Raw genomic sequence first — 16,434 nt, 5'->3', positions numbered from 1 at the left:
TTATGACAAATCATTTTTCTTTAAAAAGGTGACACCGCCTAATAATCGCATTTGATTTAAGATCCACTGTTGCCGTTTTAAAACATAAGCTGAAGGTTTATTAACGTGATAGATGTGTGGATTAGGTAAAACGGCGGCTAATAGTGCCGCTTCTTGTTGGGTAAGTTGTTTGGCTGGCTTTCTAAAATAATGTTGAGAGGCCTGTTCTACACCGAAAATCCCATCTCCAAACTCAACAATATTTAGATATACCGTTAAAATACGTTTTTTTGACCAGATAAGTTCGACAACTGGCGTCATACCTGTTTCAAACCCTTTTCTTATCCAACTACGACCATCCCATAAAAAGAGATTTTTGACTGTTTGTTGCGAAATTGTCGATGCACCTCGTAATGTTTTTCCACTGTTATGGCTTCTTTTGAAAACTTTCTCAATGGCATCAAAATCGAAGCCCCAATGTTTGGGGAAATTTTGATCTTCAGAAGCAATAACTGCCAAGTACATCGCGGGCGCTATCTCTTTTTCTCCCACCCAAGTGGAATGAGACACATAAGAGAAATCAAACTCACTCCAAGCAGAAAGTTGTCTTTGAACCATAACAGCAGAAAAAGGTACGGGTAAAAAAGAAAACAGCACAACTATTAACAGCCATAAAGCAATTAGGATAATTAATAGTTTCTTTAACTTTCTCACCAGTACCATCTGCTGTTTTCACCTACCAATTATGCCATTTCAAGGACTTTCTTAACTAATTTATCAATACCTATCTGCGCTTGTGCGATAGATTGTGCAAGCATATATGCAGGAGTGGTTACTACTCGATATTCTTCATCAACAACAATGTCATCAACAGGGCAATCTATATGAACTCCGCCCATCTTTTCAATGGCACTTGCCGTTTCTACGTCATTTCCAATTGTTAATTTAATTGGAGCATTTAACATTTTTGGTAACATAACGGGAGCAATGCATATTAACCCTAATGGTTTTTTCTGTTGATGCATCGCTTGAACAAATCTTAAGAGATCTTTGTTAATTTCACACTCAGTTCCTTTTGTTGCAAAATTACACAAATTCTTCGCTGCACCAAAACCACCAGGAATAATGACTGCATCGAAGTTTTCGGCCCTTGCTTCTGATAAAGGGGATATTTTTCCACGAGAAATACGTGAAGATTCTTCCATCATATTTCTTTTTTCTGATTTTTCTTCACCTGTAATATGATTAATTACAGTTGGTTGAAAATCATTAGGTGAGAAATAATGAACTTCAGCATTATTTTGGCTTAAAGTGAGCATTGTGAGCACTGATTCATGGATTTCACTCCCATCGAACACGCCACAGCCACTTAAAATTACCGCAATTGATTTCATATCTTTCTCCATTTGTAGTAGATTACTAGTTACCCATTTATAGGTGTAAACACCAATCGCCATCACATATTTAAATGTTTCTTGTAACAAAAAAACTTATCTTTGCTATTTTGTTGCTTGTATGATGTATGGAATAGTTTCATCCTATTCGCCTATGTAATGAGAATCAAAAAAAGCGGATAGAAAAGTTTCCCTGGTGTTGGCGCAGTATTCGCGCACCCCAACCTTCGGTTGGGGTTATTTTTTTCTAGCGTCTGCCAACCAGTTTCTTAAACTTTCCACATCCTTTCTCCAATCCTTCCCTAGCTCATCTACCCATTCTTGCACATTGTCCCACCAAGCAGGTAATTCAGGTGATTGGATCTGTTTGGCAAGTTGCTGTAAATGTTTTAAACCAATAGAACCTGCAGCGCCCTTGATTTTATGTCCTTCCTCAGTGATGCCCTTCTGATCACGTGCAGTCATGTTAGATTCAAGGACAGACATATAACTTGGCATCATCTTTTCAAAAACATCTAAACCATCAGTGATTAATTGAGGTCCGACAAGTTCGATGTATTGATTCAGCATATCTATATCTAATAACTCTTCATTTTTATTCAACAATTCCGATGACTCATTACATGGCACAGAAACCGCCCCATCCCCCCAGAATTTGTTGATAATTGCGGTAAGCGCATCCACAGAAAGTGGTTTACTCAGCACGTCATTCATTCCCGCATCTAAGTACTCTTTTTTATCTTTTAACACATTGGCCGTTAATGCAATCAATGGCGGAAGTTCATTACTGTCGAATTCTTGGCGCAGTTTCCTTGAAATATCAAACCCTGTCATATCAGGCAATTGAATATCTAATAGCACTAAGTCGTACTCATCAGGCTTAAACATCGATAATGCTTCTTGCCCTGTCATCGCCACATCAACGGTATTACCTAGTTTTTCTAAAACCGAGCAGGCAACAATGACGTTAAGCTCAATATCTTCAACAAGCAGAATATTTAACGCTGGCAATAAGAATTCATCATCATTCTCAATATCAAGATGCTCCTCAATCGCAGGAGCGACAATAGAGAGCGTGAAGACAGATCCCTTACCTAACTCACTCTCTACATGAATATCTCCGCCCATATGCTGTGCTAGGCGTTTTGAAACGGCAAGTCCAATACCGGTCCCCGTTGCAGAGCGTCCACCTTGGCTATCATTGACTTGATAGTACATTGCGAAAATCTTCTCAAGCTCACTTTTAGGGATACCAATGCCACTGTCTTTGACTTCGAAGAACAACTTATCAGGAGCTTCTTGCCAAATGCGAACTTTGATTTCACCTTCTTGCGTAAATTTCACAGCATTACCAATGAGATTCCACAAGATCTGGCGTAATCGAGTTCCGTCAGAGGTTATTTTATGCGGTAAGGTTTCTTCCGCTTCGAGTGTGAATTTCAATCCTTTCGGCTGAACTAACAATCCTGAAAGATTTTCTAAATCAGAAATAAACTCTGTGAAGTCGATTGGCTGATTATCTAGCTGGATTTTTCTACGCTCAATCTTATCCATTTCAATCACGTCATTAAAAATATTACCTAACGTAATCGCACTCACATGGATCGTTTTTAAGTAATTGAGTTGTTCTGGAGAAAGCTCGGTATCCAATAAAATACGGCTTAATCCAACGATGCCATTCAGCGGTGTACGCAATTCATGGCTGATTGTTGAGATAAAGGTAGTCTTATCGCGGCTAGCGTTTTCTAACGCGTCTTGATAGCGCTTACGCTCTGTAATGTCACGTCCAAAGCCCATTAAACCATGACGCTTACCTATGCGATCATAAAACGGCACTTTACGTAATTCAAAACACGCTTTTCGCCCATCAGGATAAACTAGCCATTGCTCATAAGTCAGTGAGACATTATGACGAAAGACTTTCTCATCAGTTTCCATCACTTTTATCGCAATATCTTCGTCATACACATCTAATGGTGTTAAACCAATCAGCTGCTTCTCACTTTTTCCTGTGAGTAATTCCGTTGCACGGTTGCATCCTGAAAATTCGTTATCTTCATTACGGTAATAAACTAAATCAGGTGAGGCATCAAGGAATGAACGTAAAAGTGAAGATTGTTGTTCAAGTTCTATTTGCGTCAATTCACGACGTTTCATTTCACTTTTAAGTTTTTCTAAGAGTTCAAGGTGTGCTTTTTCAACTTTTTCACGCTCTTGAATTTCCAAGTTTAATTGCTCAATGTTCTCTTTTAATTGAGAATTAAGCTCTAAATCACGCTGTCGCATTACACCGAGTTTATCCACCATACGAGATAAGCGACGCCGTGATTCTTCCAGTTGTTCAACCACAACAGAAAGAAAATAGACAGCCCAAGGCGTAATAATCAGCCCAAAGAAAATAGAGCGAACAAGATCAATACTGGTAACATCACCTGCAAGCAAGAATGTTACCGCCATTTGAACAACCATCGCTAAAACAACTAATGCAGAAGCTAACAACAATGAGAAGCGGATAAGCCCCAGCCTCATCATTAAGTCAACGTAGTATTGGGCAAGCCCTTTGAGCAATTTCATTGAAAACTCCAATATATTGAATCCATGGAATGATAACCCAAAAATGATTGGCGCAGTGGCGAACATTCAGAAATCTAATTAAGAGAGGTTATTTTTCATTATTTTGTTTGATTTAACTGCTTATTTTCTCTCAACGAGTCTATCCGAGATATATGCATACATAAAAATAATGCCAAACTAAGTCATATAAACGATAGCGAGATCAACGATAAATAGACCTTATTAGAAAAAATTCAATTTGTCTTTTTTTATACAAAATGTATAAAAACAATAAAAATCTAAAATTAATACATTCATCAGAATAACTCACTACTCGTTTTTATCATTAAAGGATGAGATAAAGCTAAATCACTCAAATAAAGTGATATAGCTCACATTAAAAAATCACTCTCACACTATTTTAAAATAGAATAATTTAGTTATTAATCAATATTTTAAAATAAAATTTTTCTTATCCCTCTTATCTTAGCCAAATATCCTCACACATTGACCTGATTTTTATTTATCGATAAGTTGAAAAGGCATTGCGTAGCAATATAAAAAACACACCAAGCTAGGCAAACACAACATCACCCGACTGAGTACCCATAAATTTATCTACATACTTTGAGCCGAAACGTTCCTTTTGCGCTCTTTTTTGAGGTGCCCAGCAAACTAAGTAGGAAGCAAAAAATGCTCTATCAAAAGACTCAGGAAAAAGATAATTGTGGGTTTGGATTAATCGCACATATTGAAGGGCAAGCCAGCCATAAGATTGTCAGAAATGCCATTCATGGTCTCGCCAGAATGCAACATCGGGGGGCTATTCTGTCTGATGGTAAGACGGGCGATGGTTGCGGTTTACTCTTACAAAAACCAGAGCGTTTTTTTCAATTAATTGCACAAGAAAAAGGCTGGCATTTAGCAAAAAACTACGCTGTGGGGATGCTATTCTTAAGCCAAGACACCAATATTGCCACGCAATGTCGTCTCATCGTTGAAGAAGAGCTACAACGCGAGACACTTTCCATTGTCGGCTGGCGTAAAGTCCCTATTAATACCGATATTTTAGGAAGTATTGCCTTTTCTTCTCTTCCTTTAATTGAACAAGTCTTTGTTAATGCCCCTGCAGGTTGGCGAATAAGTGATATTGAAAGACGGCTTTTTGTTGCCCGTAGACGAATTGAAAAACGTATTACTGACAGTGATTTTTATATTTGTAGTCTTTCTAATTTAGTTACTGTTTATAAAGGCCTCTGTATGGCCATCGATTTACCGCGCTTTTTTACCGACCTTGCTGATCTACGCATGGAATCTTCAATTTGTTTATTCCACCAGCGTTTTTCCACCAACACTACACCAAGATGGCCACTCGCCCAACCTTTTCGTTATTTAGCACATAATGGTGAAATTAATACCATTACAGGAAATCGCCAATGGGCCAAAGCTCGCGCCTATAAATTCCATACTCCGCTTATTCCTGATTTACAAGACGCGGCCCCTTTTGTGAATGAGAGTGGCTCTGATTCAAGCTCACTCGATAATATGCTGGAGCTATTTCTTAATGGCGGTATGGATATTGTTCGTGCCATGCGCTTATTAGTCCCACCAGCATGGCAAAATAATCCTCAAATGGATGATGATTTGCGGGCATTTTTTGATTTTAACTCAATGCACATGGAGCCTTGGGATGGCCCAGCAGGTATTGTGTTATCGGACGGTCGCTATGCGGCTTGTACTCTTGATAGAAACGGATTACGCCCTGCTCGCTATGTTATCACTACGGATAACATTATCACCTGTGCTTCTGAAATTGGTATTTGGGATTATCAAGCTGATGAAGTGTTAGAAAAAGGACGTGTTGGCCCCGGCGAATTAATGGTAATTGATACTCATCAGGGGCGTATTTTACACTCAGCTGAAACCGATGAAGATTTAAAAAGACGCCATCCTTATAAATTGTGGCTTGAACGTAACGTGAAACGTTTAACGCCATTTGAAGAGTTACCAGAACAACAAGCTACAGGACAACGTGCCTTTGATGACACATTATTAGCAACTTATCAAAAACAATTTGCCTATAGCCAAGAAGAACTTGAAAGTATTTTGCATGTCCTTGCAGAAAATGGACAGGAAGCCACTGGATCAATGGGCGATGACACCCCATTTGCAGTATTATCTCAACGCCCACGCCTTATTTACGACTATTTTAGACAAAAATTTGCACAAGTTACCAATCCACCAATAGACCCATTAAGAGAAGCACATGTCATGTCTTTAGCAACCTGCATTGGGCGTGAAATGAATGTGTTTTGCGAAGCTGAAGGCCAGGCTCATCGACTCAGTTTTAAATCGCCTATTTTGCTTTATAGCGATTTTCAACAACTTATTAATCAAGAAAGCCTTTATTACCAAGCTATTCATCTTGATATCACATATCAACCAACAGGATCTAACCTAGAAACAGCCTTACATCAATTATGTGTAAAAGCACAACAGGAAGTCCGCAACGGTGCTGTTTTACTAATTTTATCAGACAGAAATATTACTAAAGAGCGATTACCTATTCCTGCACCTATGGCTGTCGGTGCCGTACAAAAAGCGTTGGTAGATAATAATTTACGTTGTGATGCCAATATTATTGTTGAAACAGCCAGTGCCCGTGATCCTCACCATTTCGCCGTCCTACTCGGATTTGGTGCGACGGCCATTTATCCTTACCTTGCTTATGAATCTTTAGCACAACGTGTTGATAAAAAAATCCTCCAAGGCACTTATGCTCAAATGATGCTGAACTATCGCAACGGTATAAATAAAGGCCTGTATAAAATCATGTCTAAAATGGGTATTTCAACCATTGCCTCTTATCGTTGTTCTCAGCTTTTTGAAGCCGTCGGATTAAACGATAACGTTGTCGATTTGTGTTTTTCAGGTGTTGATAATCGGATCAATGGTGCTGACTTTAGTGATTTTGAGCATGACTTATTTAATCTATCAAAACGAGCTTGGCTAACCCGCTATCCTTTAGAAACTGGCGGGCTATTGAAATATGCACATAAAGGTGAATACCATGCCTATAATCCTGATGTCGTTCAAGCTTTACAAAAAGCAGTAAATAGCGGGGAATATGCAGACTATCAGCATTATGCAAGCCTCGTGCAACAACGCCCAATAACAACATTGCGCGATATGTTAGTACTCAATAACAAGACAACAGCAATCTCAATTGAAGAAGTTGAATCTGAAACCGAATTATTTAAACGCTTTGATACTGCGGCGATGTCAATTGGCGCATTAAGTCAAGAAGCTCATGAAGCCCTTGCACAAGCTATGAATACCTTAGGTGGTTTTTCAAATTCAGGGGAAGGTGGTGAAGATCCGGCACGTTACGGCACCAATAAAGTCTCACGGATCAAACAAATTGCTTCTGGTCGCTTTGGTGTGACCCCCTCTTATTTAATGAGTGCTGATGTTTTACAAATCAAAGTGGCACAAGGAGCAAAACCCGGCGAAGGCGGACAACTTCCTGGCGATAAAGTCACACCTTATATTGCGCAACTGCGTTATGCTGTACCCGGTGTCACCCTAATATCACCGCCACCTCATCACGATATCTACTCTATTGAAGATTTAGCACAGCTTATTTTCGACTTAAAACAGATCAATCCAACCGCACTGATTTCTGTAAAATTAGTTTCAGAACCGGGTGTCGGCACTATTGCCACAGGTGTAGCTAAAGCCTACGCTGATTTGATCACTATTGCGGGTTATGACGGCGGAACAGGTGCAAGCCCTTTAACTTCCGTAAAATATGCCGGTAGCCCATGGGAATTAGGCTTAGTTGAAACTCAACAAGCGCTAGTATCAAACAATCTGCGCCATAAAATTCGTTTACAAATCGATGGTGGATTAAAAACGGGTTTAGATATTATTAAAGCAGCGATTTTAGGCGCAGAGAGTTTTGGATTTGGTACAGGTCCAATGGTGGCATTAGGTTGTAAATATCTGCGTATTTGCCATTTAAATAATTGTGCAATGGGTGTTGCAACCCAAGACGAAACGTTGCGTCGTAATCATTATCACGGATTACCAGAACGTGTTATTAACTACTTCCGTTTTATTGCGCAAGAAACCCGTGAATTAATGGCGCTACTCGGCGTCCGAAAAATAACTGATTTAATCGGTCGCACTGATTTACTTGCTTGCTTAGACGGGGTGACGAGTAAACAGCAAAAACTCGCTTTAGGTAGATTGTTAGAAACGGTAATGTCGCCATCAGGTCACGCACTTTATTGTCAGGAAAATAATAATACTTATGATAAAGGTGAGCTAAATCAGCAAATTGTTGCTCAAGCCAACGATGCTATTGAACAGCAAAAAAGCCAAACATACTATTTTGATATTCGCAATACAGACCGCTCTGTGGGAGCAACATTATCAGGAATTATCGCAAAAAAATATGGTGAAAGCGGTTTATCTGCAACACCTATAAAACTTAATTTTACAGGTACAGCAGGGCAAAGCTTTGGTGTCTGGAATGCTCAAGGCATTGAATTAAACTTAGTGGGTGATGCTAACGATTATGTGGGCAAAGGCATGGCTGGAGGCCGTATTGTAATTTCACCTCCGGTTGGTTCTGCATTTAAAAATCATCACGCAACCATTATGGGAAATACCTGCCTTTATGGCGCAACTGGTGGAAAACTTTATGCATCGGGCTTGGCTGGGGAGCGTTTTGCGGTGAGAAACTCAGGCGCGATTGCTGTTGTTGAAGGTGTTGGTGATAACGGTTGCGAATATATGACTGGCGGTATTGTCTGCGTTCTGGGTAAAACAGGGATTAACTTTGGTGCAGGAATGACTGGAGGATTTGCTTATCTATTAGATGAAGATCTCACGTTATCCCAACGGATCAACACGTCATCGATTGAGCTACTTCCTGTTGCATCCTTTGCCATTCTCGCTGAACATCTACGTGGCATGATTGCAGAACATGTCAGACTCACAGGATCACAGCAAGGTGAACGATTACTTTCACAATGGGAATATTGGTCACAACACTTTAAATTAGTTAAGCCAAAATCCAGTGATGTCAATGCGTTACTCGGTCACCCTCGTCGTTCATCCGCTGAATTACGCGTTCAGGCACAATAGGAGAATATTATGAGTCAGAATGTGTATCAGTTTATCGACTTAAATCGTGTTGAGCCGACCAAAAAACCATTAGCTATTCGCAAAATCGAATTTGTTGAAATCTATGAGGCCTTTTCACCGCAACAAGCCTCCGCACAAGCTGATCGCTGTTTAGGGTGTGGCAATCCTTATTGTGAATGGAAATGCCCAGTTCATAATTACATCCCTAACTGGCTAAAGCTAGCAAATGAAGGGCGCATAATTGAAGCGGCTGAACTTTCTCACCAAACGAATAGTTTGCCTGAAATTTGTGGTCGAGTGTGCCCTCAAGATAGACTTTGTGAAGGCGCCTGTACACTTAATGATGATTTTGGTGCGGTGACGATCGGCAACCTTGAACGTTACATCAATGACACTGCATTAGCCCAAGGATGGCGCCCCGACCTCTCTCAGGTCACAATGACCGATAAAAAAGTCGCAATTATTGGTGCGGGTCCTGCTGGTCTTGCTTGTGCAGATGTTCTTATTCGACAAGGTGTGAAACCCGTTGTTTATGATAAGCATCCAGAAATTGGAGGGTTACTTACTTTTGGGATCCCTTCTTTTAAACTCGAAAAATCACTGATGATCCGACGCCGCGAATTATTTAGTGAAATGGGTATCGAGTTTTGCCTCAATACGGAAATAGGCAAAGATGTCTCCCTAAATACCCTAATAACACAATATGACGCGGTATTTCTTGGATTGGGCACATATCACAGTTTAAGTGGTCATTTTCCTAATGAAAATGCTAATGGTGTTTATAGCGCACTACCTTATTTAATTGGGAATACACGTTATTTAATGGGTTATGATGAAGATCCTCAAACACCTTATATCGACCTTAAAAATAAAAATGTGGTGATATTAGGAGGAGGTGATACCGCAATGGATTGTGTCCGCACGGCCATTCGACAAGGAGCAAATAAAGTAACGTGTGTGTATCGCCGTGATGAAAGCAATATGCCGGGTTCAAAACGTGAAGTAAAAAATGCCAAAGAAGAAGGGGGGGAATTTTTATTTAACCTTCAACCTCTCGATATTACCGTCGATAATCAAAATAAAGTGGTCGGTATTCGCGTTATTAAAACCCAAAATGATAAAACATTAATTCCTATTGAAGGCAGTGAGCATGAATTGCCTGCCGATGCTGTGATCCTCGCATTTGGCTTTAAACCTGCGCATTATCCGTGGTTAGATGAAAATAATATTGAATATACATCTTCAGGCAGAATTATTATTTCAGATAATCAAGAAATACCAAATCAAACAACAAATCCTAAAGTATTTGCAGGAGGAGACATTGTTCGAGGCTCTGATCTTGTTGTAACAGCAATAGCCGAAGGAAGAGAGGCTGCAGAAGGTATTTTGCAGTATTTATCCTGTTAAATATCATTTTTTTTTGATAATTAAAATAACAATTTCTCTTGTTAATTATCCCATTTAATTTAAGTGGGATAATTTTCTTAATATTTTATTTCCATAAATAACATTTAATGATCATCAAGATATCTCATTAAAAAATCATTCTCATTACCATTTAATATAAAATGATTGAATAATATTTTGATGAAAAGAAATATTCTTTTTGTATCAAAATAACACTCTTAACCTATAGTAAATATAATTTGTTTTCGTATTTTTTACTTTATCTCTTTTTATTTAACTTTTACGTCATCTTTTCATGGGAATGGTTTTACAGCATTTGTTAATAACATCACAGTCTAAAAAAATAGATTTTATTTCGACTATTAAATTTGATAACAATCAAATATTGTCAATCTACCAACTTCATAATGGAGTCACCTAATAACTTTACAGAAAAATATAATTTATTGATGTTAGGTTCGTTTTCACAATTAATAATATTGTCATAATTAACTAGGGGATCACTATGGTGATGCAACTGATAGCAGTAGCCGTTATTATTGTAACTGTCTATTTGCTAATAAAAAAATATGAAACCCGAATGGTGCTAATTGGTGCCGGCTTATTACTCTGTATTTTAAGTCTGAGCCCATTAGATGCGCTTACCGCATTTAGCGAGCGCATGGTATCTTCATCATTAATTCAAGCAATCTGTTCGAGTATGGGTTTTGCTTATGTTATGAAATATACCAAATGCGATATGCATCTGGTTCATGTTTTATCAAAAGTAATGACTCGTCTGGGCTTCTTCCTTATTCCAGCCACTGTTGTCGTAACATACTTTATTAATATCGCAATCCCATCAGCAGCAGGTTGTGCGGCTGCGGTAGGTGCAACACTCATTCCATTATTAATCGCAGCACGTATTCACCCGGCTATCGCTGGTGGTGCAGTGTTATGTGGTACTATCGGTTCAATGTTAAGCCCAGGTATGTCGCATAATGCCTTCGTTGCTAACATGGCAAATATGGAAGTGGTTGATTTAATCGCTCGCCATAGCCCATACAGCTTAATGGCTGGTGGTATTGCTGCGGTTTCACTCGCGGTTGTTGCTTTAGTGAAAAAAGAGTTCAAAATGGCTTCTGTTGCCAGTGATACGTCTTCTTCATCAGCACAAGCAACACCAGAAGCTATTCGCCCTAACTATTTATACGCAACAGCACCTTTTATTCCATTAATCCTGTTAGTTCTGCCATTCTTTGAAACATTTAGCACTTTCAAATTGTCAGTACCTGCAGCAATGTTAATCGGTTCTATCTATGCCCTGTTCATCACATTAACTAACCCGGCTCAAATTACAAAAGAGTTCTTTAAAGGTATGGGTAATGCTTATGGTGATGTATTAGGTATCATCATTGCAGCTGCAGTATTCGCAGCTGGTCTGAAAGCATCTGGTTTAATCGACGCGTTCATCAACTTCTTAACTCATTCTCCTGAATTTGCTCGCTGGGGTGGTACTTTAGGGCCATTCTTAATGGGTATTATCACAGGCTCTGGTGACGCAGCAGCATTCGCATTCAACGAAACAGTAACACCTCATGCTGCACAATTCGGTTATGAAATCCCTGATATGGGTATGGCAGCGGCATTATCTGGCGCGTTAGGTCGTACTATGTCACCACTGGCAGGTGCGGCGATTGTTTGTGCTGGCCTTGCAAACATTAACCCTATGGAAATCGCAAAACGTACTGCACCAGGCATGATTATCGCAGTCATCGCTGTTGCGTTATTCATGTTATAAGTGGAGAAATGAATATGTCAGCAATTACACTTGAAAAATTAATAAAATGGCGTCGTGAGTTTCATCAATACCCAGAAATTGGTTGGTCAGAATTTTTAACTACAGCAAAAATCGTCAAAGAATTACGTAGTTTAGGTTTAGATGTTAAAGTTGGCCCTGATGTTATCAACCAAGAGTTCGCGTTTGGTCGTCGTCGCCAAGTCGTTGAGAAAGGTTTAGCCGTTGCAAGAGAGCATAAAGTTGATGAAGCTCTGCTTGATGAAATGAAAGAACTAACAGGTTGTGTCGCTATCTTTGACAGTGGTAAAGCAGGCCCAACCGTAGCACTTCGTTTTGATATTGACTGTGTGGGTGTTAACGAAGCAACAGAAACTAAACACCGCCCTCATGCTGAGAACTTTGCTTCTTGTCACGCGGGTGAAATGCACGCATGTGGCCATGACGGACACATTTCTATCGGTTTAGGTGTAGCTCACTGGCTTGTTGAGAATAAAGATAAAGTCGTTGGTAAAGTTAAAATCTTATTCCAACCAGCAGAAGAAGGTGTTCGTGGTGCTCGTGCGATGGCGGAAAGTGGTATCGCTGATGATGCGGATTACTTCTTAGGTGCCCACTTAGGCTTTATTGCAAACAGTGGCGAAATCGTGATTAACCCTACACATTTCTTGTGTACCACAAAATATGACTTCCGTTTTAAAGGTGCGCCATCTCACGCAGGGGCAGAGCCTGAACTTGGTCGTAATGCATTAGCGGGTGCTTGCCATGCAGCAACACAAATGCTGGGGATTTCTCGCCATGGGAAAGGGATGTCACGTATCAACATCGGTGTATTAAAAGCCGGTGAAGGCCGTAACGTCACCCCGGCTAATGCCGAAATGCAAATCGAAGTTCGTGGTGAAAATGAAGAGATCAACAGCTTTATGGCTGCCAATGCAGTACGTATGGCTGAAGGTGCAGCGCATAGCTTCCAGTTAGAAATGGAAAGCGAAATTATGGGTGAAGCCGTTGACCTAACAAATGACCAAGAACTGATTGATGTCATGACTAAAGTCGTTGGTAAACATCCTGAATTAACAGCTGTTGCCACTCGCCCGTTTGGGGGAAGTGAAGATGCGACTGTATTAGCAAAACGCGTGCAACGTTGTGGTGGTAAATCACTATACTTCGTTGTTGGTGCTGATAGAACGGCAGGTCACCACCAAGCAGGCTTTGATTTCGATGAAAAACAATTAATGACTGCCGTTAATCTTTATACTGGTTGTTTAGAAGAACTACTGAAATAACGTTTATTCAATGAGATATTCAAACGCCCTATAGTAATATAGGGCGTTTTTTTATACATAAAAAAAGCTCAGTTTACTTGAACTGAGCTTTTTATTGTTATTGATAAAATAATCGCTTATTTCACAACACGCAATGCTGGACGGCCTGTTGGGCGAGGTGGCTCAGGATCATCATCCGGTGAAGATATATCAGTTTCTACTGTTTCATCAGTGACGAGTGATAAGCCTTCATTAACTGGCGTTAAAGTACGTTCTTCACTTTCATCTTCAGCAAATTGCAATGATGCACCAGATTCATAAGCTGGCTCTGGCTCAAACATCATTCCCGCGCCGTTTTCTCTCGCATAAATAGCCATAACAGCAGCCATTGGCACTCGCACTTTACGAGGTATGCCACCAAAACTTGCACTAAATAAAACCTGATACGGCGTTAACTCTAAGTTATCTACTGCACGAGATGAAATATTTAGTACAATTTGACCATCATGCGCATATTCCATTGGAACTTGAACACCTTCAATATTCACATCAACAACTAAATGTGGTGTTAATTCGTTTTCAATGATCCAGTCATAATGCGCACGTAATAAATGCGGACGACGCGGAGACATGTCCATAATCTCCATACTTTATTACCCTCTTGAAGGTAAGCGCATCTCACGCTCTGCTTCGGTTAATGAGGCAAGAAAAGAATCGCGCTCAAAAACACGTTGCATATAAATTTGTACGTCTTTAGCGCCTGCACCACTTAAATCCACGCCTAATACAGGTAAACGCCATAGGAGCGGAGCAAGGTAGCAATCTACTAAGCTGAATTCTTCACTCATAAAGTAAGGATACTCTTTAAATACAGGCGATACAGCCAGTAGCTCTTCAGCCAACTGTTTACGAGCAGCATTGGCTTGTTGTTCTGTTCCTTTCTCGATGGTGTTCATTAAAGAATACCAATCATGCTCGATGCGATGCATCATTAAACGGCTGCTACCACGAGCAACAGGATAAACAGGCATTAAAGGAGGATGAGGGAAGCGTTCATCAAGATATTCCATGATGATGCGTGAATCATACAGAGTCAGCTCACGATCGACCAAAGTCGGCACACTTTGGTAAGGATTCAGATCGATAAGATCCTGTGGAAGATTACCAGCTTCAACCTGTTCAATTTCAACACTGACACCTTTCTCCGCTAGGACAATTCTGACCTGATGGCTGAAAATATCAGTCGGACCGGAAAACAAAGTCATTACCGAACGTTTGTTGGCAGCGACAGCCATGAAAACCTCCAAGTTAATCAATTAAAGAAATGAATTGGCACAATGCCTTTTCCATTTCCCCATTCCTAAAAGACAAGCACACAAACGCAGTAAACCTAAATAAACATTTAAGTTATTAACTGCATTGGGCAACTACCTGTATAACAGTGTTATCGTGGGATAATCATATTTTACAGGGTTAAAAACTCACCTGTCTTTGCGGCACATATCATTATCAAGTAATACCAAAATAATCATTCAACAATCATCATTGTCATAATAATTTTGGTATGGCTTTCAAATTAATCACGGGCATTACTATCAATACACCCATTGACAACATAATGAAATAATAGAAAGAAAGACACCAAAGCTCGCTATTCTATCAGAATTCATGTTACTTAGGGGGGCTAATGCAAATAATTCAAAACAATATGCCATGATACCTTAAAAGTAAGATTATAATATCAAAAAATAAAATAATTTAGCGATAATATCTAAAAAATAGATTTTTTAATACTGTCAGTATCTTATATAAAACCTGTTTTATGAGTATTTGCATCATGCATTAATAACATTATGTTTTTACTATTAATAAACATAAATCAGCCAAAAATAAAAAACCCGCCTGTGAAGACGGGTTTTCAACATCAAATTGATATCTAAAAGATAACAAATTAACGTTTAGAGAACTGTGGACGACGACGTGCTTTACGCAGACCCACTTTCTTACGTTCAACAGAACGCGCATCACGGGTAACGAAACCAGCTTTACGCAGATCAGAACGTAGAGTCTCATCATATTCCATCAGTGCACGAGTGATACCGTGACGGATCGCGCCAGCTTGACCAGAAATACCACCACCTTTAACAGTGATGTATAAATCTAATTTACCCAGCATATCAACTAATTCCAGCGGTTGACGAACAACCATACGTGCTGTTTCGCGGCCGAAGTAAACTTCTAGGCTACGTTTGTTGATTACGATATTACCGCTACCTGGCTTAATGAAGACACGTGCGGAAGAACTTTTGCGGCGACCTGTGCCGTAGTATTGATTATCAGCCATTGCCTATTATCCCGATTAAATGTCCAGAACTTGCGGTTGTTGTGCCGCGTGGTTGTGCTCAGATCCTGCGTAAACTTTCAGTTTACGATACATCGCACGACCCAGTGGCCCTTTTGGCAGCATGCCTTTTACCGCGATTTCGATTACACGCTCAGGACTACGGGCGATCATCTCTTCGAAAGTCGCTTGTTTGATACCACCTACGTGACCCGTATGACGGTAATAAACTTTGTCAGTACGTTTGTGACCTGTTACGGCTACTTTCTCAGCGTTTAAAACGATGATGTAGTCACCAGTATCAACGTGCGGAGTGTATTCCGCTTTGTGCTTACCGCGTAAACGGCTAGCAATTTCAGTTGCTAAACGGCCTAAAGTTTTGCCGTCTGCATCAACAACATACCAGTCGCGTTTTACGGTTTCTGGTTTAGCTGTAAAAGTTTTCATTATTGAAAATTACCCAATGTTTAGTTACACGTTGGTGAACGCTCGGTTCAAATACTATTGAGGTTCACACGACTCTTGTGTCCAGCAAACCTACCCCTTCGAGTAGCACTGCTGACT

General features: G+C 39.9%; 11 protein-coding genes. 4 read left to right on the top strand and 7 right to left on the bottom strand.

Annotation, left to right across the window (positions count from 1 at the left end; translation table 11 throughout):
• The 3 genes from mtgA to arcB all read right to left on the bottom strand — a co-directional run bounded on the left by mtgA (position 1) and on the right by arcB (position 3,947).
• A complete protein-coding gene (mtgA, locus tag GWI97_RS02735) occupies positions 1-702 on the bottom strand; it encodes a monofunctional biosynthetic peptidoglycan transglycosylase (RefSeq protein ID WP_036933042.1) in 702 nt (233 codons plus the stop codon).
• A gap of 20 nt (positions 703-722) precedes the next feature.
• Positions 723-1,373 carry an isoprenoid biosynthesis glyoxalase ElbB gene (gene elbB, locus GWI97_RS02730; protein WP_036938690.1) on the bottom strand — a complete coding sequence of 217 codons (651 nt, stop codon included), beginning with the start codon at positions 1,371-1,373 and terminating at the stop codon, positions 723-725.
• A 237-nt stretch (positions 1,374-1,610) separates the two neighbouring features.
• Positions 1,611-3,947 carry an aerobic respiration two-component sensor histidine kinase ArcB gene (gene arcB, locus GWI97_RS02725; RefSeq protein WP_036933043.1) on the bottom strand — a complete coding sequence of 779 codons (2,337 nt, stop codon included), beginning with the start codon at positions 3,945-3,947 and terminating at the stop codon, positions 1,611-1,613.
• Between the two features lie 672 nt (positions 3,948-4,619).
• Here arcB and gltB point away from each other — a divergent pair.
• The 4 genes from gltB to GWI97_RS02705 all read left to right on the top strand — a co-directional run bounded on the left by gltB (position 4,620) and on the right by GWI97_RS02705 (position 13,550).
• Entirely contained in the window at positions 4,620-9,080 is a 4,461-nt protein-coding gene (gene gltB / locus GWI97_RS02720; protein ID WP_115370476.1) for a glutamate synthase large subunit, read from the top strand.
• 9 nt (positions 9,081-9,089) lie between these two features.
• Positions 9,090-10,487: an FAD-dependent oxidoreductase gene (locus tag GWI97_RS02715; RefSeq protein ID WP_036933045.1), complete on the top strand. Its 1,398-nt coding sequence runs from the start codon at positions 9,090-9,092 to the stop codon at positions 10,485-10,487.
• Between the two features lie 505 nt (positions 10,488-10,992).
• Positions 10,993-12,267 (top strand): C4-dicarboxylate transporter DcuC, encoded by a 1,275-nt coding sequence (dcuC, locus tag GWI97_RS02710; protein WP_036933046.1) that lies wholly within the window; start codon positions 10,993-10,995, stop codon positions 12,265-12,267.
• Between the two features lie 14 nt (positions 12,268-12,281).
• Positions 12,282-13,550, top strand: a complete 1,269-nt coding sequence (locus GWI97_RS02705) for an amidohydrolase (protein WP_036933047.1) — start codon at positions 12,282-12,284, stop codon at positions 13,548-13,550.
• 116 nt (positions 13,551-13,666) lie between these two features.
• On the opposite strand, the gene sspB is transcribed toward GWI97_RS02705, so the two are convergent.
• From sspB to rplM, 4 genes are all read right to left on the bottom strand, one after another.
• Complete coding sequence (gene sspB, locus GWI97_RS02700; RefSeq protein ID WP_036933048.1) at positions 13,667-14,176, bottom strand: ClpXP protease specificity-enhancing factor; 510 nt, start codon at positions 14,174-14,176, stop codon at positions 13,667-13,669.
• Between the two features lie 6 nt (positions 14,177-14,182).
• Complete coding sequence (gene sspA, locus GWI97_RS02695) at positions 14,183-14,824, bottom strand: stringent starvation protein SspA (protein ID WP_023582862.1); 642 nt, start codon at positions 14,822-14,824, stop codon at positions 14,183-14,185.
• Positions 14,825-15,480: 656 nt separating this feature from the next.
• Positions 15,481-15,873 (bottom strand): 30S ribosomal protein S9, encoded by a 393-nt coding sequence (gene rpsI / locus GWI97_RS02690; RefSeq protein ID WP_004245284.1) that lies wholly within the window; start codon positions 15,871-15,873, stop codon positions 15,481-15,483.
• A 15-nt stretch (positions 15,874-15,888) separates the two neighbouring features.
• Positions 15,889-16,317, bottom strand: coding sequence for a 50S ribosomal protein L13 (rplM, locus tag GWI97_RS02685; RefSeq protein WP_006535327.1), 429 nt, complete (start codon positions 16,315-16,317; stop codon positions 15,889-15,891).
• Between the last annotated feature and the right edge of the window lie 117 nt (positions 16,318-16,434).

The organism is Proteus sp. G2300 (genome assembly GCF_009915965.1).
GTDB classification, from domain to species: Bacteria; Pseudomonadota; Gammaproteobacteria; order Enterobacterales; family Enterobacteriaceae; genus Proteus; species Proteus vulgaris.
The sequence above is the reverse complement of the archived record's forward strand: the minus strand, read 5'-3'. Positions and strand labels throughout refer to the sequence as shown.

Coding starts and splice junctions, on each gene's coding strand:
- mtgA (WP_036933042.1), bottom strand. CDS start 702: ATGGTACTGGTGAGAAAGTTAAAGAAACTATTAATTATCCTAATTGCT.
- gltB (WP_115370476.1), top strand. CDS start 4,620: ATGCTCTATCAAAAGACTCAGGAAAAAGATAATTGTGGGTTTGGATTA.
- rplM (WP_006535327.1), bottom strand. CDS start 16,317: ATGAAAACTTTTACAGCTAAACCAGAAACCGTAAAACGCGACTGGTAT.
- sspA (WP_023582862.1), bottom strand. CDS start 14,824: ATGGCTGTCGCTGCCAACAAACGTTCGGTAATGACTTTGTTTTCCGGT.
- dcuC (WP_036933046.1), top strand. CDS start 10,993: ATGGTGATGCAACTGATAGCAGTAGCCGTTATTATTGTAACTGTCTAT.
- GWI97_RS02715 (WP_036933045.1), top strand. CDS start 9,090: ATGAGTCAGAATGTGTATCAGTTTATCGACTTAAATCGTGTTGAGCCG.
- arcB (WP_036933043.1), bottom strand. CDS start 3,947: ATGAAATTGCTCAAAGGGCTTGCCCAATACTACGTTGACTTAATGATG.
- sspB (WP_036933048.1), bottom strand. CDS start 14,176: ATGGAGATTATGGACATGTCTCCGCGTCGTCCGCATTTATTACGTGCG.
- GWI97_RS02705 (WP_036933047.1), top strand. CDS start 12,282: ATGTCAGCAATTACACTTGAAAAATTAATAAAATGGCGTCGTGAGTTT.
- elbB (WP_036938690.1), bottom strand. CDS start 1,373: ATGAAATCAATTGCGGTAATTTTAAGTGGCTGTGGCGTGTTCGATGGG.
- rpsI (WP_004245284.1), bottom strand. CDS start 15,873: ATGGCTGATAATCAATACTACGGCACAGGTCGCCGCAAAAGTTCTTCC.